Annotated in this window: 18 protein-coding genes; 6 read left to right on the top strand and 12 right to left on the bottom strand. The window is 71.4% G+C overall.

The genetic code is table 11. The annotated features are described in order from the left end of the window. The first annotated feature begins 27 nt into the window (after positions 1–27). Positions 28–519: a DUF3180 domain-containing protein gene (locus AB0917_RS05050; protein ID WP_366818066.1), complete on the top strand. Its 492-nt coding sequence runs from the start codon at positions 28–30 to the stop codon at positions 517–519. Positions 520–619: 100 nt separating this feature from the next. Here AB0917_RS05050 and folE read toward each other — a convergent pair whose 3' ends face one another. From folE to dacB, 6 genes are all read right to left on the bottom strand, one after another. Beyond that, entirely contained in the window at positions 620–1,225 is a 606-nt protein-coding gene (gene folE, locus AB0917_RS05045) for a GTP cyclohydrolase I FolE (protein ID WP_103507672.1), read from the bottom strand. Between the two features lie 166 nt (positions 1,226–1,391). Next, positions 1,392–3,452: an ATP-dependent zinc metalloprotease FtsH gene (gene ftsH, locus AB0917_RS05040; protein WP_366818065.1), complete on the bottom strand. Its 2,061-nt coding sequence runs from the start codon at positions 3,450–3,452 to the stop codon at positions 1,392–1,394. Positions 3,453–3,638: 186 nt separating this feature from the next. Beyond that, entirely contained in the window at positions 3,639–4,178 is a 540-nt protein-coding gene (gene hpt / locus AB0917_RS05035; protein ID WP_032752963.1) for a hypoxanthine phosphoribosyltransferase, read from the bottom strand. A 98-nt stretch (positions 4,179–4,276) separates the two neighbouring features. After that, positions 4,277–5,428: a tRNA lysidine(34) synthetase TilS gene (gene tilS / locus AB0917_RS05030; protein ID WP_366818064.1), complete on the bottom strand. Its 1,152-nt coding sequence runs from the start codon at positions 5,426–5,428 to the stop codon at positions 4,277–4,279. A gap of 187 nt (positions 5,429–5,615) precedes the next feature. Further along, on the bottom strand, positions 5,616–6,752 hold the full coding sequence (locus tag AB0917_RS05025) for a zinc-dependent metalloprotease (RefSeq protein WP_366818063.1): 1,137 nt from the start codon (positions 6,750–6,752) through the stop codon (positions 5,616–5,618). A 67-nt stretch (positions 6,753–6,819) separates the two neighbouring features. Beyond that, on the bottom strand, positions 6,820–8,298 hold the full coding sequence (gene dacB / locus AB0917_RS05020) for a D-alanyl-D-alanine carboxypeptidase/D-alanyl-D-alanine-endopeptidase (protein WP_366818062.1): 1,479 nt from the start codon (positions 8,296–8,298) through the stop codon (positions 6,820–6,822). A gap of 86 nt (positions 8,299–8,384) precedes the next feature. Here dacB and AB0917_RS05015 point away from each other — a divergent pair, with 86 nt between their 5' ends. After that, positions 8,385–8,879: an inorganic diphosphatase gene (locus AB0917_RS05015; RefSeq protein ID WP_015609366.1), complete on the top strand. Its 495-nt coding sequence runs from the start codon at positions 8,385–8,387 to the stop codon at positions 8,877–8,879. A gap of 177 nt (positions 8,880–9,056) precedes the next feature. After that, positions 9,057–10,760 (top strand): threonine/serine exporter family protein, encoded by a 1,704-nt coding sequence (locus tag AB0917_RS05010; protein WP_366818061.1) that lies wholly within the window; start codon positions 9,057–9,059, stop codon positions 10,758–10,760. Positions 10,761–10,947: 187 nt separating this feature from the next. Here the strand turns inward: AB0917_RS05010 and AB0917_RS05005 are convergent, their stop codons facing one another. Then, the gene (locus AB0917_RS05005) at positions 10,948–11,658 is read right to left on the bottom strand and encodes a VTT domain-containing protein (RefSeq protein WP_366818060.1); all 711 of its coding nucleotides are present in this window, start codon (positions 11,656–11,658) and stop codon (positions 10,948–10,950) included. 213 nt (positions 11,659–11,871) lie between these two features. Between AB0917_RS05005 and AB0917_RS05000 the strand changes: the two genes are divergently transcribed. From AB0917_RS05000 to AB0917_RS04990, 3 genes are all read left to right on the top strand, one after another. Further along, entirely contained in the window at positions 11,872–13,167 is a 1,296-nt protein-coding gene (locus tag AB0917_RS05000; protein ID WP_366818059.1) for an ion channel protein, read from the top strand. Between the two features lie 206 nt (positions 13,168–13,373). Continuing rightward, on the top strand, positions 13,374–13,997 hold the full coding sequence (gene wrbA / locus AB0917_RS04995; RefSeq protein WP_366818058.1) for an NAD(P)H:quinone oxidoreductase: 624 nt from the start codon (positions 13,374–13,376) through the stop codon (positions 13,995–13,997). A gap of 195 nt (positions 13,998–14,192) precedes the next feature. Next, positions 14,193–15,620 (top strand): glutamate decarboxylase, encoded by a 1,428-nt coding sequence (locus AB0917_RS04990; protein WP_366818057.1) that lies wholly within the window; start codon positions 14,193–14,195, stop codon positions 15,618–15,620. A gap of 4 nt (positions 15,621–15,624) precedes the next feature. Here AB0917_RS04990 and AB0917_RS04985 read toward each other — a convergent pair whose 3' ends face one another. The 5 genes from AB0917_RS04985 to AB0917_RS04965 all read right to left on the bottom strand — a co-directional run bounded on the left by AB0917_RS04985 (position 15,625) and on the right by AB0917_RS04965 (position 20,911). Next, complete coding sequence (locus AB0917_RS04985) at positions 15,625–16,371, bottom strand: ABC transporter permease (protein ID WP_366818107.1); 747 nt, start codon at positions 16,369–16,371, stop codon at positions 15,625–15,627. 149 nt (positions 16,372–16,520) lie between these two features. Continuing rightward, positions 16,521–17,486 (bottom strand): ATP-binding cassette domain-containing protein, encoded by a 966-nt coding sequence (locus AB0917_RS04980; protein WP_366818056.1) that lies wholly within the window; start codon positions 17,484–17,486, stop codon positions 16,521–16,523. 101 nt (positions 17,487–17,587) lie between these two features. Further along, on the bottom strand, positions 17,588–18,229 hold the full coding sequence (locus AB0917_RS04975) for a PadR family transcriptional regulator (protein ID WP_366818055.1): 642 nt from the start codon (positions 18,227–18,229) through the stop codon (positions 17,588–17,590). A gap of 284 nt (positions 18,230–18,513) precedes the next feature. Continuing rightward, positions 18,514–19,971 carry an aldehyde dehydrogenase family protein gene (locus AB0917_RS04970; RefSeq protein ID WP_366818054.1) on the bottom strand — a complete coding sequence of 486 codons (1,458 nt, stop codon included), beginning with the start codon at positions 19,969–19,971 and terminating at the stop codon, positions 18,514–18,516. Positions 19,972–20,029: 58 nt separating this feature from the next. Beyond that, on the bottom strand, positions 20,030–20,911 hold the full coding sequence (locus tag AB0917_RS04965; protein WP_366818053.1) for a helix-turn-helix transcriptional regulator: 882 nt from the start codon (positions 20,909–20,911) through the stop codon (positions 20,030–20,032). Positions 20,912–21,021: the final 110 nt, after the last annotated feature.

Genomic DNA, 21,021 nt, shown 5'->3' with positions numbered 1-21,021 from the left:
CACAGGCGACGAAGGGCGGCTCACGCGGTGAAGCAACTACGGCTCGGGGTGCTGGCGGGCCTCTTCGCCGCAGCCGGCGTCCTCTCCTGGGGCGGCGCCCGCCTCTGGGACTCCCTCGGCACGCTCCCGAGCGTCCCGCTCGCCGCCTCGATCGTGCTCGCCGCGATCGCGGTGATCCTCCTGGCGACCGCGCTCTCCCTGCGCGCCCGCCTGCGCGCCCAGCGGGAGCGCCGCCCCGGCGCCAAGGGCGTCGAGCCCCTGATGGCGGCCCGCGCGGTCGTCTTCGGCCAGGCGAGCGCCCTGGTCACCGCCCTGGTCGCCGGGATGTACGGCGGCACGGGCGTCTTCCTGCTCGGCTTCCTCGACATCCCGCCCCGCCGCGACCAGGCCATCTACGCGGGCGCGGCGGTGGTGGCGGGCATCGGGGTCATCGCGGCCGCCTTCTTCCTGGAGCGCGTCTGCCGCCTCCCGGAGAACGGCGACGAGAACCACGACGGCACGGGCGCGGCCACCGCCTAGAGCGGTGCCGCGCCCGTGCCATCGGGTTCGCCGGTCTCACCGGTCTCACCGGTCGGACGGTGCCGGCGTGGCCGGACCGTGTCAGCCGGGCCGGACGGTGTCAGCGGGCCAGTATCAGGCTCATCGCCTCGGCGCGGGTGGAGGCGTCCCGCAGCTGGCCGCGCACGGCCGACGTGGTCGTCTTCGCGCCGGGCTTGCGGATGCCCCGCACCGACATGCACATGTGCTCCGCCTCGATCACCACGATCGCGCCACGCGCCTCCAGGATCCGCATGAGCGAGTCCGCCACCTGCGTGGTGAGGCGCTCCTGCACCTGCGGCCTGCGGGCGAAGACGTCCACCAGCCGGGCCAGCTTCGACAGGCCGGTGATCTTGCCCGTGTCGGCCGGGATGTAGCCGACGTGCGCGACACCGTGGAAGGGCAGGAGGTGGTGCTCGCACAGCGACATGATCTCGATGTCCTTCACCAGGACCATCTCGTCGTGTCCGAGGTCGAACGTCGTGGTCAGGACGTCCTCCGGCTCCTGGCGCAGGCCCGCGAGTATCTCCTTGTACGCCCGTGCCACCCGCCCCGGTGTCTCCCTCAGGCCCTCGCGGTCCGGGTCCTCTCCGACGGAGATGAGCAGTTCGCGTACGGCCGCCTCGGCCCGCTTCTCGTCGAATTCGCCGATCGATCCCTGGCCGTCCAGCGTCACCGGGTCGGTCATCTGTGCCTCGTTCCTCTGTGCTGCCCCGTGCGCGGTTCGCACGCGGACATCGCAGGCATACGGAAAAGCCGCGCCCCCACAGGCTAAAACCTGGGGGGCGCGGCATCCATTCCGGGCCTGGTGAGGCCTCCGTGACAGAGGTCTCACCCGCTGCGGGACGGCGGGTCTAGCTCTCGGGACGCTCCTCGGGGACCGCCTCGGTGGAGGGGGCGATGTCCTTCGTGAGGTCCGCCTTCGGGGCGATCTCCGGCGGGGTGGCCGAACCGTTGGCGGTCGAGGCGCCGTTGGTGAGGGCCAGCTCCTTGGGAGAGAGCACCGGCGGCCGCGTCGACGGGGTGCGCCGGGCGGAGCCGGTCCACGCCGGGCGGGCGGGACGCTTGACGATCGGGGCGAAGATCTCCGCGATCTCGTCCTTGTTGAGCGTCTCCTTCTCCAGCAGTTCGAGCACGAGGGCGTCGAGGATGTCGCGGTTCTCGACGAGGATCTCCCACGCGTCGTTGTGCGCGCTCTCGATGAGCTTCTTGACCTCTTCGTCGACGAGCGCCGCGACCTCTTCCGAGTAGTCGCGCTGGTGGCCCATCTCACGGCCCAGGAAGGGCTCGGTGTTGTCGCCACCGAACTTGATGGCGCCGAGCCGCTCCGTCATGCCGTACTGCGTGACCATCGCGCGGGCCGTCGCCGTGGCCTTCTCGATGTCGTTGGCGGCGCCGGTGGTCGGGTCGTGGAAGACCAGCTCCTCGGCCGCGCGCCCGCCCAGCATGTACGCCAGCTGGTCGAGCATCTCGTTACGGGTCGTGGAGTACTTGTCCTCCTCCGGGAGCACCATCGTGTAACCGAGGGCGCGGCCGCGGGAGAGGATCGTGATCTTGTGGACCGGGTCCGACTGGGGGGAGGCCGCCGCGACCAGGGCGTGTCCGCCCTCGTGGTACGCGGTGATCTTCTTCTCCTTCTCGGACATGATCCGGGTCCGCTTCTGCGGGCCCGCCACGACGCGGTCGATGGCCTCGTCGAGACTCTCGTTGTCGATGAGCTTCTTGTCGCCGCGCGCCGTCAGGAGCGCGGCTTCGTTCAGCACGTTCGACAGGTCGGCACCGGTGAAGCCGGGCGTGCGGCGGGCGACGGCGCCGAGATCGACGTCCTTCGCCACCGGCTTGCCCTTCTGGTGGACCTTGAGGATCTCCAGCCGGCCCAGCATGTCGGGGCGGTCGACCGCGATCTGCCGGTCGAAGCGCCCGGGGCGCAGGAGGGCCGGGTCGAGGATGTCCGGGCGGTTCGTGGCGGCGATCAGGATGACCCCGCCCTTCACGTCGAACCCGTCCATCTCGACGAGCAGCTGGTTGAGCGTCTGCTCGCGCTCGTCGTGACCGCCGCCCATACCGGCGCCGCGGTGCCGGCCGACGGCGTCGATCTCGTCGACGAAGACGATCGCCGGGGCGTTCGCCTTGGCCTGCTCGAAGAGGTCACGCACCCGGGAGGCACCGACACCGACGAACATCTCGACGAAGTCGGAACCGGAGATCGAGTAGAACGGCACGCCCGCTTCGCCGGCGACGGCGCGTGCGAGCAGCGTCTTGCCCGTACCGGGCGGCCCGTAGAGCAGGACGCCCTTGGGGATCTTGGCTCCGACGGCCTGGAACTTCGCCGGCTCCTGGAGGAACTCCTTGATCTCGTGGAGCTCCTCGACGGCCTCCTCGGACCCCGCCACATCGGCGAAGGTCGTCTTCGGGGTGTCCTTGGTGATCAGCTTGGCCTTGGACTTGCCGAACTGCATGACCTTGGAGCCGCCGCCCTGCATCTGGTTCATCAGAAACAGGAAGACGACGACGATCAGGACGAAGGGCAGCAGCGAGAGGAGGATCGAGACGAAGGGCGACTGCTTCGACGGCGAGACGGTGTAACCCTTCTCGATGTCACCCGCCTCGAACTTCTCCTGGAGCCTGTCGGCGAGCTGGACGCCCTGGTTGCCGATGTAGCTCGCCTGGAACTTGGTGCCGGACTCGCCGGCAAGCTTCTGGCCGTCCTTAAGTTCGATCTTGAGAATCTGTTCGTCACCGGTGGTCAGCTTGGCCTGCTCCACCTGGTCCTTGCTGATCGCCTGGATCACCTTGGCGGTGTCCACCGTCTTGTAGCCGCCCGACGAGCCGACGACCTGCATCAACACGACCACGGCGAGGACGGCCAGCACGATCCACATGACCGGCCCACGGAAGTATCGCTTCACGTCCATCCATACGGAGCGAAGACGCCCCGTCCCTCCTGCCCGTAGGTAAATGCTGCTGTGTTTGAAAGCTGTGTTGGAAAAGAGTGCTCTTCGGACGGTACCCCAGCGGGGAGGCCCACGGCCGCTGCGTGCGGCGGAGAAACCCGCTTTCGAAGCTTCAACGGCCCGAAGGCGGCGAGGGTTCCCCGGAGGTCAGCCGCCGTAGACGTGCGGGGCGAGCGTGCCGACGAAGGGGAGGTTGCGGTACTTCTCCGCGTAGTCCAGCCCGTAGCCCACGACGAACTCGTTGGGGATGTCGAAGCCGATCCACTTCACGTCGATCGCGACCTTCGCGGCGTCCGGCTTGCGCAGCAGGGTGCAGACCTCCAGGGAGGCCGGCTCCCGGGAGCCCAGGTTGGACAGCAGCCAGGACAGCGTCAGGCCGGAGTCGATGATGTCCTCGACGATCAGGACGTGCTTGCCCTTGATGTCGGTGTCCAGGTCCTTGAGGATCCGGACGACACCGGAGGACTGGGTGCCCGCCCCGTACGAGGAGACGGCCATCCAGTCCATCGTGACGGGGGTGGACAGCGCGCGCGCCAGGTCCGCCATGACCATCACCGCGCCCTTGAGGACGCCGACGATGAGCAGGTCCTTGCCCGCGTACTCCGCGTCGATCTCCGCGGCCAGCTCGACGAGCTTCGCGTCGATCTCTTCCTTGGTGAGGAGCACCGACTGAAGGTCGGTACCCATGTCCTTCTCGTTCACCCACGTCTCTTTCTCTGCCTGCCGGGCCCGGGGTGCGCCCCGGGCCCGCCCGGCTGTTCGCCTGCGTTTCAGCCGCTCGCGCGTCAGCTCTGCCGAATGACCAGTCTGCCACCCTGCCGCCGGGCCTCGACGCGGCCGGGCAGGTTGATGGCCCGCTGGCCGCGCCAGCCGGTGATCAGGCGGTCGACTTCTTCGAGGTGGCGGGCGAAGAGGGAGCCCGCGGGCGCCCCGGCCTCGATGACGGCCCGTCGCAGCACCCGGCGGCGTACGGCGGGGGGCAGGACGTAGAGCTTGGCGCACTCCAGCTGGCCGGTCTCGTCGCGTACGGAGCGCTCGGCCTCGGCGGCCCAGGTGTCGAGGGCGTCGGCGTCGTCGCGGGAGAGCTGGGCCGTCCGGGCGAGGGCTTCGACGACGCCCTTGCCCAGCGCCTTCTCCAGGGCGGGGAGCCCTTCGTGGCGGAGCCGGGAGCGGGTGTAGGCGGGGTCGATGTTGTGCGGGTCGTCCCAGACGGGGATCGACTGGACCAGGCAGGCCTTGCGGGCGGTCTGCCGGTCGAGCTGGAGGAAGGGGCGGCGGTAGCGGCCGGCCGGCCCGGAGGCGGCGGCCATGCCGGAGAGCGAGCGGATGCCGGAGCCGCGGGCGAGGCCCAGGAGGACGGTCTCGGCCTGGTCGTCGCGGGTGTGGCCGAGCAGCACGGCGGCGGCGCCGTGGCGTTCGGCGGCGGCGTCCAGCGCGGCGTAGCGGGCGTCGCGGGCGGCGGCCTCGGGGCCGCCCTCGCGTCCGACGTGCACGGCGACGGCCTCGACGGGGTCGAGGTCCATGGCGGCGAGCCGGGTGACGACCTCGGCGGCGCGGAGGCCGGATCCCGGCTGGAGGTTGTGGTCGACGGTGATGCCGCCGGCCCGGACGTCGAGCTTGCGGGCCTCGAACGCGAGGGCCGAGGCGAGCGCCATGGAGTCGGCGCCGCCGGAGCAGGCGACGAGCACCAGCGGGGCGGCGGGCCGGTCGGGGAGGGCGGAGCGTTCGGCGAAGGCGGGGCGTGCGGGGAGGGCGGGGCCGCCCGCCGCGCCGGCCTCGGCGTAGCGGGAGACGGAGGCGGGCGCGGGGCGCCCGGCCTCTCCGGCGGGACGGCCGTGGCCGTCGGGGCCGTTGTGCCGGTGGAATTCGGTGAGGACGTCGTGGAGTACGCGGCGGACCGCCAGGCGTATCGCCGCGACCGCAGGATGGGGACCCATGTCCGGTGCCCTTCATGGAGATTCGGGAGGAGCGTCGAGCGCCGGAACGCGTGAGTCCCGTCACTCAGAGTGCGTCGATGGTGACAGAGGCAAGCTGTTCATCGAGCATTGCACGCCTTCCCATGCCCTCATGGTCCCTCGGATGGGTGATTGGAGAGCAGATTCCCGCTCCTGGGCCGGAAAAGGGTCACGATTCCGCTTTACGGTGCACCCGCGCGACCCACTCGGCGGGTTTGGCGATCTCCGCCTTGGTCGGGAGGGTGTTGGGCGAGGTCCAGACGCGGTTGAAGCCGTCCATGCCGACCTCTTCGACGACCGATCGTACGAACTTCTCGCCGTCCTTGTACTGCCGGAGCTTGGCGTCCAGGCCCAGCAGCTTGCGCAGCGCCTGGTCGAGCCGGCCGGCGCCCTGGGCGCGGCGGCGCTGGAACTTCTCCCTGATCTCGGCGACGGAGCCGACGACCTCGGGGCCGACGCCGTCCATCACGAAGTCCGCGTGGCCTTCGAGGAGGGACATGACGGCGGTGAGACGGCCCAGGACCTCGCGCTGGGCGGGGGTCTGGACGACGTCGACGAAGCTGCGCCCGCTCTCCTCGCCGCGCTCGCCCTCGGGCCGGCCGGCGCCGGAGAGCGACTGGGCGGCCTCGCGGAGCCGCTCCAGGAAGGTCATCGGGTCGACGTCGGTCTCGTCCAGGAACGTCTGGATCTCGCCCTGGAGGTGGTCGCGGAGCCAGGGGACGCCGGTGAACTGGGTGCGGTGGGTCTCCTCGTGGAGGGCGACCCAGAGCCGGAAGTCGTGCGGGTCGACGTCGAGTTCCCGCTCGACGTGGACGATGTTGGGGGCGACCAGGAGCAGCCGTCCGCCGCCGTTCGGGGAGGCGGGGAGGTCGCGCGAGGCGGGGGCGAACGTCTCGTACTGCCCCAGGACCCGGGAGGCGAGGAACGAGAGCAGCATGCCCAGCTCGACGCCGGTGACCTTGCCGCCGACCGCGCCGAGCACGGCCCCGCCGGGTCCGCCGGAGCGGCGGGCCTCCATCTTGGCGAGCAGTGGGCGCAGCAGTTCGCGGAAGCCCGCGACGTTGGCCTTGATCCAGCCGGCCCGGTCGACGACCAGGACCGGGGTGTCCTCCGGTTCGGTCCCTTCCGGGATCATCCGGGTGAAGAGGCGGACGTGTTCCTCGGAGGCCTCGGCGTGCCGTCGGAGCTCCGCGACGACGGCGCGGGCCTCCTCGCGGCTGATCTCCGGGCCGGGCCGCACCAGTCGGGTCGCGGTCGCGACCGCGAGGTTCCAGTCGACCATCTCTGCACCACCGATGCTCGTCATGCGTCAACCGTACGTGAGGCCTTCGCCCGGTGGTGGGGTCTTGCGGGGCTCTTCGGGTGGGCGGGGTTCAGCCGCCCGGTCCGGCGAGCGCGGTGGCCAGGGCGTCGAGGGCGGACTCGGCCTCGGACGGCGAGCTGGTGCCGGAGGCGAGGAAGGCGAAGGCGAGCAGCCGGCCCCGGGGGTCGACGACCGTTCCGGCGAGGGAGTTGACGCCGCGCAGGGTGCCGGTCTTGGCGCGGACCAGGCCGGTGGCGCCGGGGGCGTCCTGGTAGCGGGTGCTGAGGGTGCCGCTGAAACCGGCGACGGGGAGGCCGGTGAGGACGGGGCGCAGTTCGGGCCGGTCCGGGTCGGCGGCGCGGGCGAGGAGGGTGGCGAGGAGGGTCGCGGTGACCCGGTCCTTGCGGTCGAGTCCGCTGCCGTCGGCGAGGCGGGCGCCGGCGGTGGGCACCTGGAGCTTCTTGAGTTCGGCGGTGACGGCGCGGCGGGCTCCGGCGAAGTCGGCGCTCTCGCCCGCGGCGATGGCGGTCTGCCGGGCGAGGGCCTCGGCGATGTCGTTGTCGCTGTTGGTGAGGGTCCGCTCGACGAGGGCGGAGAGCGGGGCGGAGTGGTGGGTGGCGACCGTACGGGCCTGGTCGGCCGCGCGGGCCTGGCGGGGGGCGCCGGTGACCTTGACGCCCGCCTTCCTCAGCTGGGCGGCGAAGGCGCGGGCGGCGTCGCCGGCCGGGTCTCCGCTACGGGGGGCGTGGCCGCGGTCGGTGCCGTCGAGGCGGCCCTCGTCGACCATCAGGGCGGTGACGGGGGCGATGTTGTCGTTGGGGCCGATCGGGTGGAGCACGGGGCCGGTGTAGCGGGAGGTGTCGTAGGTGAGCCGTACGCCGGTGGCGTCGGCCTCCTGGAGGGCGCGGGCGGCCTCGGTGGCCATCGAGCGCAGGGCGGCCGCGTTCAGGGTGGGGTCGCCGCCGCCGACGAGAGTGAGGGTGCGGGCGTCCTCGGAGAGCCGGACGGTGGTGGCGATGCGGTGGTCGGGGCCGAGTGCGGAGAGGGCCGCGACCGTGGTGGCGATCTTGACGGTGGAGGCCGGGGTCATCGGGGCGGTGGCGGCGTGCCCGTACAGCTGCTTGCCGGTGGCGATGTCGATGACGGAGGCCGCCGCCCCGGTGCCCAGCGCGGGTGCGCCGATGAGCGGGGCGAGGACGGTGCGCGGATTCGCGGGGCCCTGGGGGGCGGAACGGGTGACGGTGGTGTCGAGGGCGCCGAGGACGGCGGAGGCGCTGGGGGCGGGTTCGGGGGCGCCGGGCAGCCTGCGACCGTGATGTGCGCCACCTGTTCGGTCCGTGGCGGCGGCGAGCTGCCGCTCGGCCTTACGCTGACCGTTGTCCCAGGGACCGGCGGCGAGGACGGCGCCGGTGGCCACGACCAGGCCGAGCACGGCGGAGCCTGCGACGGCCTGCCAGGGGTTGGACCTGTTGCGCCTGCTCTTCAGGTCCTTCAGCCTGCCCCAGGGGCCCGACGGGCGGTTCGACGGTCTTTCCACCGGCTCGGCCACCGTTGACCAGCCCCTTTCGCGAGCACTCTTCTGCGTGGGGGACACTTAACCACCCGTCGTATGTGTTGATCATGGAGGAGCCACCCGTGGAGTTCGACGTCACCATCGAGATCCCGAAGGGTTCGCGGAACAAGTACGAGGTGGACCACGAGACCGGTCGGATCCGCCTGGACCGTCGACTCTTCACCTCGACCAGCTACCCGGCCGACTACGGCTTCGTCGAGAACACCCTCGGCGAGGACGGCGACCCGCTGGACGCGCTGGTCATTCTGGACGAGCCGACCTTCCCCGGCTGCCTCATCAAGTGCCGTGCCATCGGCATGTTCCGGATGACGGACGAGGCCGGCGGCGACGACAAGCTGCTGTGTGTCCCGGCGTCCGACCCGCGGGTGGAGCACCTGCGCGACATCCACCACGTGTCGGAGTTCGACCGCCTGGAGATCCAGCACTTCTTCGAGGTCTACAAGGACCTGGAGCCGGGCAAGTCCGTCGAGGGCGCCGACTGGGTCGGCCGTACCGAGGCGGAGGCCGAGATCGAGGCCTCGTACAAGCGTCTTGAGGCGCAGGGCGACAAGCACTGACGTCCCTCTTCCGGTTCCGTTTGTGAGCCGGACGGCCGTACGGCGACGGGCGGTACACCTTCACGGGTGTGCCGCCCGTTTCGCTGTCCGCGACTCCCGCGCGTGCGGGGCCCATGCCGGTGCCCATACTGGGCAGACGAGCGCCCGGGAGTGGTAGCCGAGGAGGAACGAGGTCGAGTGGTGGCGGAATCGGGCGGTCCGGAGGACCAGAAGCCCCAGTCCGACGAGGCACGGAGCGCTTTCTCGCCGCCTGCCGGGACGAGTCAGCCGGCGTCGCCGCCCGAGGAGGACCATCCGACGTCGGAGTTCGCCCTGCCGAGCGGTGTGCACCCCGAACCGAGTGGTTCGCCGGGGTCCGGCGGCGGTTCCACGGGCGGCCCGAACTCGGACACGCTGAGTTCCGCTTTCACCCCGCCGAGCACGTACAACGCCCAGCAGGCGCCGCCCGCGTTCACCCCGGCGCAGGGCATTCCGATGGTCAGGCTGACCAAGGAGGCGCCCTGGCAGGACCGGATGCGCACGATGCTCCGGATGCCGGTGACCGAGCGCCCGGCCCCGGAGACCGTCCAGCGCACCGATGACGAGACGGGTCCGGCCGTCCCGCGCGTGCTCGACCTGACGCTGCGTATCGGGGAGCTGCTGCTGGCGGGCGGCGAGGGCGCCGAGGACGTCGAGGCGGCGATGTTCGCGGTGACGCGCTCGTACGGCCTGGACCGCAGCGAGCCGACGGTCACCTTCACGCTGCTGTCCATCTCGCACCAGCCCTCGCTGGTCGACGACCCGGTGACGGCGAGCCGTACGGTACGCCGCCGGGGCACCGACTACACCCGGCTGGCGGCCGTGTTCCGGCTGGTCGACGACATCACGAGCACGGACGCCGAGGTGTCGCTGGAGGAGGCCTACCGGCGGCTCGCGGAGATCCGCCGTAACCGCCACCCGTATCCGGGCTGGGTGCTGACGGCGGCGGCCGGGCTGCTTGCCGGTTCGGCCTCCGTGCTGGTCGGCGGTGGGGTGCTGGTCTTCCTCGTGGCGGCGGCGGGCGCGATGCTCGGCGACCGGCTGGCGTGGCTGTGCGCCGGGCGCGGGCTGCCGGAGTTCTACCAGTTCACGGTGGCCGCGATGCCGCCCGCCGCGATGGGGGTGGCGCTGACGCTGACCCATTCGACGGACATCCGCCCGTCCGCGGTGATCACCGGTGGGCTGTTCGCGCTGCTGCCGGGGCGGGCGCTGGTGGCCGGGGTGCAGGACGGGCTGACCGGCTACTACATCACCGCCTCCGCCCGCCTGCTGGAGGTCATGTACTTCTTCATCGGGATCGTCGCGGGCGTGCTGATCGTCCTCTACCTGGGCGTCCAGCTGGGGGCCGCGCTCAACCCCGAGGCGCGGTTCCTGCCCAACGACCGGCCGGTGCTCCAGATCCTGGCGTCGATGGCGCTGAGCCTGGCCTTCGCGGTCCTGCTCCAGCAGGAGCGCTCCACCGTGCTGGCGGTCACCATCAACGGCGGTGTCGCGTGGATCATCTTCGGGGCGATGGCCCGGACCGGGGGCATCTCTCCGGTCGCGGCGACGGCGGTGGCGGCCGGCCTGGTGGGCCTGTTCGGCCAGTTGTTCTCGCGCTACCGGTTCACCTCCTCGCTGCCGTACATCACGGCGGCGATCGGTCCGCTGCTACCCGGTTCGGCGACGTACTTCGGTCTGCTGGGCGTGGCCCAGAACGACGTGACCCGAGGGCTGACCTCGCTGTCGACGGCGGTCGCGACGGCGCTGGCCATCGCGATCGGGGTGAACCTGGGGAGCGAGATCTCGCGGCTGTTCATGGGGGTGCCGGGCGCGGTCGGCGGGGCGAACCGCCGGGCGGCGAAGCGGACCCGGGGGTTCTGACCGGGGCATACGGAAAGCGCCTCTCCCGCGGGCTCGAGGTCCGGGGAGGGGCGCTTTCCGTATGCGTACGTACGGGGCTGGGTCAGCCCTTGACGTGCGCGTACGCGCGGGGCTGGGCCAGTGCCTGGCGTACGCGGACGTACGGGAGGGGGTCAGCGCCTGGCGTACGCGGACGTACGGGAAGGGGTCAGCGCTTGGCGTGGCGGCCGCGCTGGCCGGGGGTCGGGCCCGGCGGGGGGCCGTCGGGGGTGCCGTCCGCCGCGGCGGCCGCGGCCTTCTTGCCCTGGCTGCGGGCCCTCAGGACCTCGACCACGATCGGCACCACGGAGATCAGCACGATCAGGATGAGGATCATCTCGATGTGCTGGTGCACGAAGTCGATCTTGCCGAGCATGGCGCCGAGCACGGTGACGCCCACGCCCCAGAGCAGCGCGCCGACGATGTTGTACGTGATGAAGGAGCGGTAGTTCATCCGGCTGACGCCCGCGATGATCGGCGTGAACGTCCGCACGATGGGCACGAACCGCGCCAGCACCAGCGACTTCGGCCCGTGCTTCTCGAAGAACTCGTGGGCCTTCTCCACGTTCTCCTGCTTGAAGAGACGGGAGTCGGGGCGCTTGAAGAGGGCGGGGCCGACCTTCCGGCCGAAGAGATAGCCCACCTGGTCGCCGACGATCGCGGCGACCGCGATCAGGGTGCAGACGAGCCAGAGCGGGTACTTCAGCTGTCCCGTGGTCACCAGCAGACCCGTGGTGAACAGCAGGGAGTCACCGGGCAGGAAGAAGCCGATCAGGAGTCCGGACTCGGCGAAGACGATGAGGAGGAGGCCGGGGAGGCCGAACGTGTTGAGCAGATAGTCCGGGTCCAGCCAGCTCGGGCCGAGCGCAAGCGTATTCAAGGGTCCGGGCTCCAGGATGAAGTGTGCGACGGGGGCTCTGTCAGGCGACCCCAAGCTATCAACGCCCGATGAACACCCTTGGTTCCAGTGGCGCACAGCAAGAATGACGCATCCCACAAACCGGGCCGACGGATGATCGGCCGGATGTGACGCGGGGTCGGCCATGCGCGCAACGGGGGCGGTATGCCCTGTTCATCACCTTATGGTGACCCGGTGGCCCCCGAATCCTCCACGCCCCCGTCGCCCGCTCCCCCGCACCCCGCCCCCGCTCCCGCCCGGCGGCTCCTGCCGCTCGTGCTGCCCGCGATCGTCGTCGGCGTGGCCTGCGCGCTGGTCCTGCTCGGGGTCAGCCTCCTGGCGGAGCGGCTCCAGGACGTGCTCTGGGAGGCGCTGCCCGACGCGCTCGGCGTCGGCCGGTTCTCCTCCCTCTGGATGATCGTCATGCTCACCGCGACCGGTCTCGCGGTGGGCCTGGTCCTGCGGGCCGTGCCCGGTCACGGCGGGCCCGACCCGGCCACCACCGGCCTCGTCGACGCCCCCATGCGCCCCGGCATCGTCCCCGGGCTGCTCCTGGTGACCGTGCTGGCGCTGGCGGGCGGGGTGAGCCTCGGGCCGGAGAACCCGATCACCGCCGCCAACGTCGCGCTCGCCTACTGGCTCGGCCGGCGGGCCGCACCCGGCGCACCGGCCGAGCTGTGGGTGGCGCTCGCCGCCGCCGGGACGATCGGCGCCCTGTTCGGCACCCCGATCGCCGCCGCACTGATCCTCTCCGAGACGCTGGCCTCGCAGCCGGGGCCCGGTGCCTTCTGGGACCGGCTGTTCGCCCCGCTCGCGGCCGGTACGGCGGGGGCGCTGACCATGACGCTGCTCGCGCACCCCAGCTTCGACCTCTCCCTCCCCGCGTACTCCGGACCGCACTGGGGCGACCTGCTCTCCGCCCTCCTGACCGCCTCGGCGGGCGCGCTCCTGGGCATGCTCGCGGTGTACGCGTTCCCGTGGGCGCACCGGGCCTTCCGCGCGCTGCGGTACCCGGCGCTCGCCCTGACCCTCGGCGGGCTGCTGCTGGGGCTGCTCGGGGCGCTGGGCGGCCATCTGACCCTCTTCAAGGGGCTGGACGAGGTGAAGGAGATCGCCGGGGACCCGGACGGCTGGTCGGCCGGGGCGTTCGCGGGGATGGCGGTGGTGAAGGTGGCCGCCCTGGTGATCGCGGCGGCCTGCGGCTTCCGGGGCGGGCGGATCTTCCCGGCGGTCTTCGCGGGGGTGGCCCTCGGGCTCTGCGCCCACGCCCTGGTCGACGCCGTGCCGCCGGCGCTCGCGGTCTCCTGCGCGGTGCTGGGCGTGCTGCTCGCCGTCACCCGGCAGGGCTGGGTGAGCCTGTTCACGGCGGCGGTGCTGGCCGGCGACGCCTCCGTACTGCCGATGCTGTGCGCGGCGGCCCTGCCCGCCTGGCTGCTGGTGACCGGGCGGGACCAGATGCAGCTGGACGGGGAGGGCAAGGCGCTGCGGTGAGCCGGTACGGCGGTGAGGCGGTGACGTACGGGGGCGGGTACGGAGCCGGTTCCGGTCGGGTACGGAGCCGGTTCCGGTACGGGGAGACGGTTCCGGATACGGGGGCGGGCCCGCCCGGCGCGCCGGGTGCGGCGGATATCCGTATCGTGAGCTTCGTACCGTTGCGTACCGTTTCGCACTGATGCTGTCCCGACGGAGGTTCCCGCATGTCCACGCCCGTCAACGTCGCCGTCATCTACTACTCGTCCACCGGCACGATCGCCACGATCGCCCAGGCCATCGCCGAGGACGCGGAGCGGGCCGGAGCCCAGGTACGGCTGCGCCGGGCGGCCGAGCTCGCCCCGCAGGAGGCCATCGACTCCAACCCGGCGTGGGCCGCCAACGCCCAGGCGACCGCCGCCATCCCCGAGGTCTCGCCGGACGACATGGTCTGGGCTGACGCGGTGATCTTCGGTTCGCCGACCCGGTACGGGAACATCACCGCGCAGCTCAAGCAGTTCATCGACACGCTCGGCGGCCTCTGGCAGTCCGGGCAGCTGGCCGACAAGGTCTACAGCGGCTTCACCGCCAGCTCCACCGCCCACGGCGGCCAGGAGTCCACGCTGCTCGCGCTCTACAACACGATCCACCACTTCGGCGGCATCCTCGTCGCCCCCGGCTACACCGATCCGTCGAAGTTCGTCGACGGCAATCCGTACGGCACCTCGCACGTGTCCGGGCAGGGCGACATCCCGGTCGGCGAGGAGACGCTGACCGCCGCCCGGGTGCAGGCCGAGCGCGTCGTGAAGTTCACCCGGGCGCTGAAGGCGGGGCTCGCCGCCGAGGGCTGAGAGGGCGAAGGGCTGAGAAGCCGAAGGGCTGAGAAGCCGCGGCCTGAGAAGCCGAGGGCTCAGAAGCCGGGAGCCGAGGAACCGGAACCGGGGAAGCCGGAGCCGGAGCCGAGGAGCCCAGAGCCCAGAGCCCGGAGCCCGGAGCCCAGCAAACCGGAACCGAGGAACCCCAGAGCCGAGGAAGAGGACTCCCCCATGCCGCTCCACCGAGGCGCCCACCCGCAGCGGGACGAACACTCCGAGGAGCGGCGCAGGCTCGCCCTCAACCCCTTCTACGGCGAGGCCGACCCGGCGGCGGCGATGAACACCGCCCCGCCCCGGCACCGGCTGCCGGACGGGCCGCTGCCGCCGTCGACGGCGTACCGGCTGGTCCATGACGAGCTGATGCTCGACGGCAACTCCCGGCTCAACCTGGCCACCTTCGTCACCACCTGGATGGAGCCGCAGGCCGGGGTGCTGATGGGTGAGTGCCGGGACAAGAACATGATCGACAAGGACGAGTACCCACGCACCGCCGAGCTGGAGCGGCGGTGCGTGGCGATGCTCGCCGACCTGTGGAACGCCCCCGATCCGGCGACCGCCGTGGGGTGTTCGACCACCGGGTCGAGCGAGGCGTGCATGCTGGCCGGGCTCGCCCTCAAGCGCCGCTGGGCCAAGCGGAACGCGGACCGCTATCCGGCGACCGCCCGGCCCAACCTGGTGATGGGCGTCAACGTGCAGGTCTGCTGGGAGAAGTTCTGCGCCTTCTGGGAGGTGGAGGCCCGGCAGGTCCCGATGGATGGCGAGCGCTTCCATCTCGACCCGCAGGCCGCCGCCGAGCTCTGCGACGAGAACACGATCGGGGTCGTCGGCATCCTCGGCTCCACCTTCGACGGCTCCTACGAGCCCGTCGCGGACCTCTGTGCCGCCCTGGACGCCCTCCAGGAACGCACCGGCCTCGACATCCCCGTCCACGTCGACGGGGCGTCCGGGGCGATGGTGGCGCCCTTCCTCGATCCGGAGCTGGAGTGGGACTTCCGGCTGCCGAGGGTGTCCTCCATCAACACCTCGGGCCACAAGTACGGGCTGGTCTACCCGGGGGTCGGCTGGGCGCTGTGGCGTACGGCGGACGAGCTGCCGGAGGAGCTGGTCTTCCGGGTCAACTACCTGGGCGGCGACATGCCGACCTTCGCGCTGAACTTCTCCCGGCCCGGGGCGCAGGTGGTCGCGCAGTACTACACGTTCCTGCGCCTCGGGCACGACGGCTACCGGGCCGTCCAGCAGGCCTCCCGGGACGTGGCCCGCGGACTGGCCGGGGCGGTGGAGGAGTTGGGGGACTTCCGGCTGCTCACCCGGGGCGACGAGCTGCCGGTCTTCGCCTTCACGACGAACCCGGACGTCCACGCGTACGACGTGTTCGACGTCTCCCGCCGGCTGCGCGAACGCGGCTGGCTGGTCCCCGCCTACACCTTCCCGGCCAACCGGCAGGACCTGTCGGTGCTGCGGGTGGTGTGCCGCAACGGGTTCTCCTCCGACCTGGCCGCCCTGCTGATCGAGGACCTCAAGCTACTGCTCCCCGAACTCCGGGCACAGCGGCACCCGTTGAGCCACGATCGGGCGGCCGCGACGGCCTTCCACCACTGAGGTCTCACTTACTGAGCCGGGCGAACTTCCGTACCGCCAGCGGGAAGAACACCGCGATGATGGCCACCGGCCAGGCGACGGCCAGGAGTTGGGCGTTCTCGGCGGCCCAGGAGCCGGTGGAGCCGCCCGGGTTGCCGAACAGCTCCCGTACGGCGGTGGCCGTGGCGGACATCGGGTTCCACTCGACCACCGCGCCCAGCCAGCCCGGCATCGACTCCGGGGTGGCGAACACGTTGGAGAGGAAGCCGACCGGCCAGACCAGGATCTGGACCGCCTGCACCAGCTCCGGCCGCCCCGCCACCATGGCCAGGTGGATGCCGACCCAGAGCATCGCGAACCGCAGCAGGAGCAGCAGTCCCACCGCGCCGAGCGCGGAGGCCGCCCCCTCGTGCCAGCGCCAGCCGACCGCGTAACCCACCGCGCCCATCACCGCGAGCCCGGCCGTCGACTGGAGCATGTCGGCGGCGCTGCGGCCGACCAGGAACGCGCCCGGGACCATCGGCAGGGAGCGGAACCGGTCGACGACGCCCTTGCCGAGGTCCTGGGTGACCGCGAGCATCGTGCTCTCCAGGCCGAAGGCCATGGTCAGCGCGAGCATTCCGGGGACCAGGAACTCGGTGGGGTCGCCGTCCACGCCCCGGCCGCCGCCGACCAGATAGGTGAACATCAGGAGCAGCATCACCGGGAAGACCAGCCCGACGAGCACCTCCACGGGCTGCCGGGCCCAGTGGGCGAGCTCGCGGCGGGTCATCGTCCAGGAGTCGGCCAGCGCCCAGCCGAGCCGGGAGAAGCCGGTGTCCTCTCCGGGGGCGCCCTGTCCCGGGCCCGCCTGTCCGGGGCCCGCCTGTCCGGGGCCCGCCTGTCCGGTTGTCGTCGCTGCCGTCGTCGCTGCCGTCGCGCTCATGCCGCCGCCTCCGTCTCGCGTACCGCCCGTTCGTCGGCCTGCCGCCCGGTCAGCGACAGGAACACCTCGTCCAGCGTCGGGCGGCGCACCGCGATGTCCTCCGCCTCGATGCCCGCCTCCCCGAGCGCCCGGACCGCCCCCGTCAGGGCCGCCATCCGGTCCGGTGCGGGGGCGCTGATCAGCCGGCGGTCCGGGTCGAGCGCCGGGTCCTCGGCGCCGAGCAGCGTGGCCGCCTCCGCCAGCCGGGCCGCGTCGCGCAGGACGATGTCGATCCGGTCGCCCCCGACGAGCGCCTTGAGCTGGTCGGGGGTGCCCTCGGCGGCGGCCTTCCCCTCGTCGATGAGGGAGACGCGGTCGGCCAGCTGGTCCGCCTCCTCCAGATACTGCGTGGTCAGCAGGACGGTGGTGCCGCCGCCGACCAGGGACCGGACCGCGTCCCAGACCTCGGCCCGGCCGCGCGGGTCCAGGCCGGTGGTGGGCTCGTCCAGGAAGAGGACGGCCGGTTCGGTGATCAGCGAGGCGGCCAGGTCGAGCCGTCTGCGCATGCCGCCGCTGTACTGCTTGACGGCCTTGCGCCCGGTCTCCGCGAGCCCGAACCGCTCCAGGAGTTCGTCGGCCCGGCTGCCCGCCCGGCGTGCGCCCAGGTGGTACAGGCGCCCGAACATCTCCAGGTTCTGCCGCCCGCCGAGCTGCTCGTCAACCGCCGCGTGCTGCCCGAGCAGCCCGATCCTGCGCCGGACGTCGGACGCCCGGTCCCGCACGTCCAGCCCGGCCACGGTGACCCGGCCCGCGTCGGGGCGCAGCAGCGTCGACATGATCCGTACGGCGGTGGTCTTGCCCGCCCCGTTGGGGCCGAGCACCGCGTGGACGGTGCCGCTTCCGACCGTGAGGTCCAGCCCGTGGAGCGCGTGTTTCTCCCCGTACCTCTTGTGCACGCCGTCCAGGACGATCGCCTCGGCCACGTTCCCCGCCACCCTTCTGTAGTCAAACTTGACTAGCGGCTCGAAGGTAGACCAGGATCCGGCATTCGTCAAACTTGATTAGTGGGTTCGCTCCGGCGCGGTCAGTCGTCGTCCCCGGGCGCGGGGACCCCGGTCGCGTAGGGGTTCTCCTCGCCCTCGGCGAGCACCCCGACGAACGGTGCGCCCTCCCCGGCGAAGGTGTAGGCGCCGCCCTCGATCCGCTCGATCAGCCCCCGGGTCCACTCCGCGCCCGCGTCGGCCGAGTGCACCCACAGGTTCATGATCTCGCCGATGTGGCCGAGGGATTCGGGCCCCTCCTCGGGCGTGTAGTACGCGGTGACCGAGTCCCGCCACTCCTTCATGCCCTCGACCCGCTCCTTGAGCAGCGCGACCGCCTCCTCGCGGGGCAGGTCGACGATGAGCCCGACCGCCGCCGAGAGGACGTCGAGGTTCTGGTCGAAGGAGCGGATGGCGTCGCGCAGCAGGGTGCGGTACTCCTCGAACCCCTCCTCCGTGACCTCGTACTCGGTACGCGGCGGGCCGCCGGCCGTGGAGGGGGCCGTCTCGTGCGCGAGGAGCAGTCCCTGCTTCGCCATCTGCTTCAGGGCGTGGTAGATCGACCCGGGCTTGGCGTTGGACCACTCGTGCGCGCCCCAGAACTCCAGGTCGTTGCGGACCTGGTAGCCGTGCGCCCGGCCGTGCATGCGCACGGCGCCGAGGACCAGCAGCCGGATCACGGACATGGCACCCATCCCTTTCCCGGAGCTTCCGCCTCCGGCCCCTCCGGATCTTCCGGATCGTCCTATTCAACTTTGACTAGGATATCCCGTACGGCTGCGGCCGGCCGGTGGGCGGCGTCGGCCCCGCCGACGACGACGGGGCCGATGCCCCGGAGGGGAACACCAGGGCAGCGCGAGCAGGGGGAGCGCCCGGACCGCGAAGCAGGCGGTCAGCGGGCGGCGCGGGTGAACCGGTCGGTCGGCCTCGGGCCAGGAGGTCCGACCGGGATCAGAACGGGAAGCCGGGATCAGAACGGGAAGACCGAGCGCCCGTGCTGGATCGACAGCCACTTCTGCGTCGTGAACGCCTCCACGACCGCCTCGCCGTTCAGCCGCCCCACGCCGGACGTCTTCTCGCCGCCGAACGCCACCAGCGGGTCGTCCTGGACGGTGGAGTCGTTGACGTGGAACATCCCGCTGACGATCCGCTGCGCGAACCGCACCCCGCGCTCGGCGTCGCCCGTGTGCACGGCGCCGCTGAGCCCGTAGGGGCTGTCGTTGACGATCCGTACGGCGTCGTCCTCGCCGTCGAACGGCATGAGCAGGGCCACCGGGCCGAGGATCTCCTGTGCCAGCAGCGGGGAGTCCTCCGGCAGGTCCGTCAGGACGGTCGGTTCCACGACGTTGCCGCGGGTCCGGCCCCGTACGAGCGCCGTCGCACCGCCCGCGACCGCGCGGTCGACCAGGGCGGTCAGGGCGTCGGCCTGGAAGGCGTTGACGACCGGGCCGATCCGGGTCTCCGGGTCCCGCGGGTCCCCGGCCTTCAGGGCGGCCACCTCGGCGGTGAAGCGCCCGGTGAACTCCGCGGCCACCGAACGGTCCACCAGGATGCGGTTGGCCGCCATGCTGACCTGGCCCTGGTAGAGGAAGCGGCTGAAGACCGCCGCCCGGACCGCGTAGTCGATGTCGGCGTCCTCCAGCACCACCAGCGCGCTGTTGCCGCTCAGTTCGAGGATGGTCCGCTTGAAGAACCCGGCCGCCGTCGCGGCTATGTGGCGGCCGACCCGGTCGGAGCCGCTGAACGAGATCACCTTGGGCACGGGGTGCTCGATGAACGCGTCGCCGATCTCGGCGCTGTCGGTGACCAGGACGTTGAGCAGTCCGGCCGGCAGCCCGGCGTCCTCGAAGATCTTCGCGATCAGTCCGCCACCCACGATGGGGGCGCTCTGGTGGGGCTTGACGACGACCGCGTTGCCGAGCGCCAGCGCGGGCGCGACCGACTTCATCGCCACCAGGAAGGGGAAGTTGAAGGCGCTGATCACCCCTATGACGCCGACGGGGAGTCGGTACAGGCGGTTCTCCCGGCCGTCGGAGACCGAGGGCAGCAGGCGGCCTGTGGGACGCAGCGACTGGCGGATCGCCTCGCGCAGGACCTCCGTCGCGCCGCGCACCTCGTACTCGGCCCGCAGCCGGGTGCCGCCCAACTCGTCGATGACCGCCTCGACGATCTCTCCGGTGCGCTCCCCGGTGATGCGCAGGGCCCGCTCCAGAACGGCCCGCCGCTCGTACGGATTGGTGGCGGCCCACTCCTGCTGCGCCCGCTCGGCCGCCCGGTAGGCCTGGTCGACCTCCAGAGCGGTCGCCACGGTGACGGCGGCGAGTTTCTCACCGTTGTAGGGATTGAAATCGATGATGTCCCATGAGCCGCTGCCCGTGCGCCACTCGCCATCGATGTACTGGTGGGCCAGTTCATGGAAGAAGGACATGCAATCCCTTACTGCAGGCGTTCGCAGACTCCTGATCTGCCGTCATGGTACTGACTAATCACGTCAGTTGAAGGAGTCCTCGCAGGAGATCGCGGCTCTCCTCCGGCCCGGGGCTGTCCTCGCGCAAGCACGCCATGGCCTTTTCGTACTGCGCGACCTCCTCGGCCTTGTCCAGATAGAGCGCACTTGTCAGCTGCTCCAAATAGACAATGTCCGACAGGTCGGATTCGGGGAATCGGAGCATGGTGAACGAACCGCTCTCGCCCGCATGCCCTCCGTAACTGAAGGGCATCACCTGGAGCGTGATGTTCGGCTGCTCCGACATGTCGATCAGATGCCGCAATTGCGCGCGCATGACTTCGCGTTCGCCGTACGGGCGACGCAGCGCGGCTTCGTCCAGAACGGCGTGGAACGTCGGCGCCCGCTCGGACACGAGCGCCTTCTGGCGCTCCAGGCGCAGCGCGACCCGGCGGTCGATCTCGGCGGCGGAGGCGCCGCGCATTCCGCGGGCGACCACGGCATGGGCGTAGGCCTCGGTCTGCAACAGACCGTGCACGAACTGGACTTCATAGATACGGATGAGAGAGGCGGCGCCCTCCAGACCCACATAGGTCTGGAACCAGCCGGGCAGCACATCTCCGTAACTGTGCCACCAGCCCGCCACATTGGCCTCGCGCGCCAGACCGAGGAGCGCGTCGCGCTCCGCGTCGTCCGCGACACCGTAGAGCGTGAGCAGATCCTCGACGTCCCTGGCCTTGAAGCTCACCCGTCCCAACTCCATGCGGCTGATCTTCGATTCGGAGGCCCGGATGGAGTAGCCGGCCGCCTCACGGGTGATACCGCGCGACTCCCGCAGCCTTCTGAGCTGAGAGCCCAGCAGGATGCGCCGCACCACCGATCCACTCGACTCGCCTGCCGACACTGGCGTGACCCTCCCCATCGCTACCGGGCACTAGGGGCACCCCCGGAACCCCAAGGCCAGGATTCTGCCACCAAAACGCTTCAGCCCGTACTCATTCGATTACGGAAATGGGAAGACGTCCGGAAAGC

The organism is Streptomyces sp. NPDC007346 (genome assembly GCF_040703535.1).
GTDB lineage: Bacteria > Actinomycetota > Actinomycetes > Streptomycetales > Streptomycetaceae > Streptomyces.
This window is presented reverse-complemented; position numbering and strand designations above follow the sequence as displayed.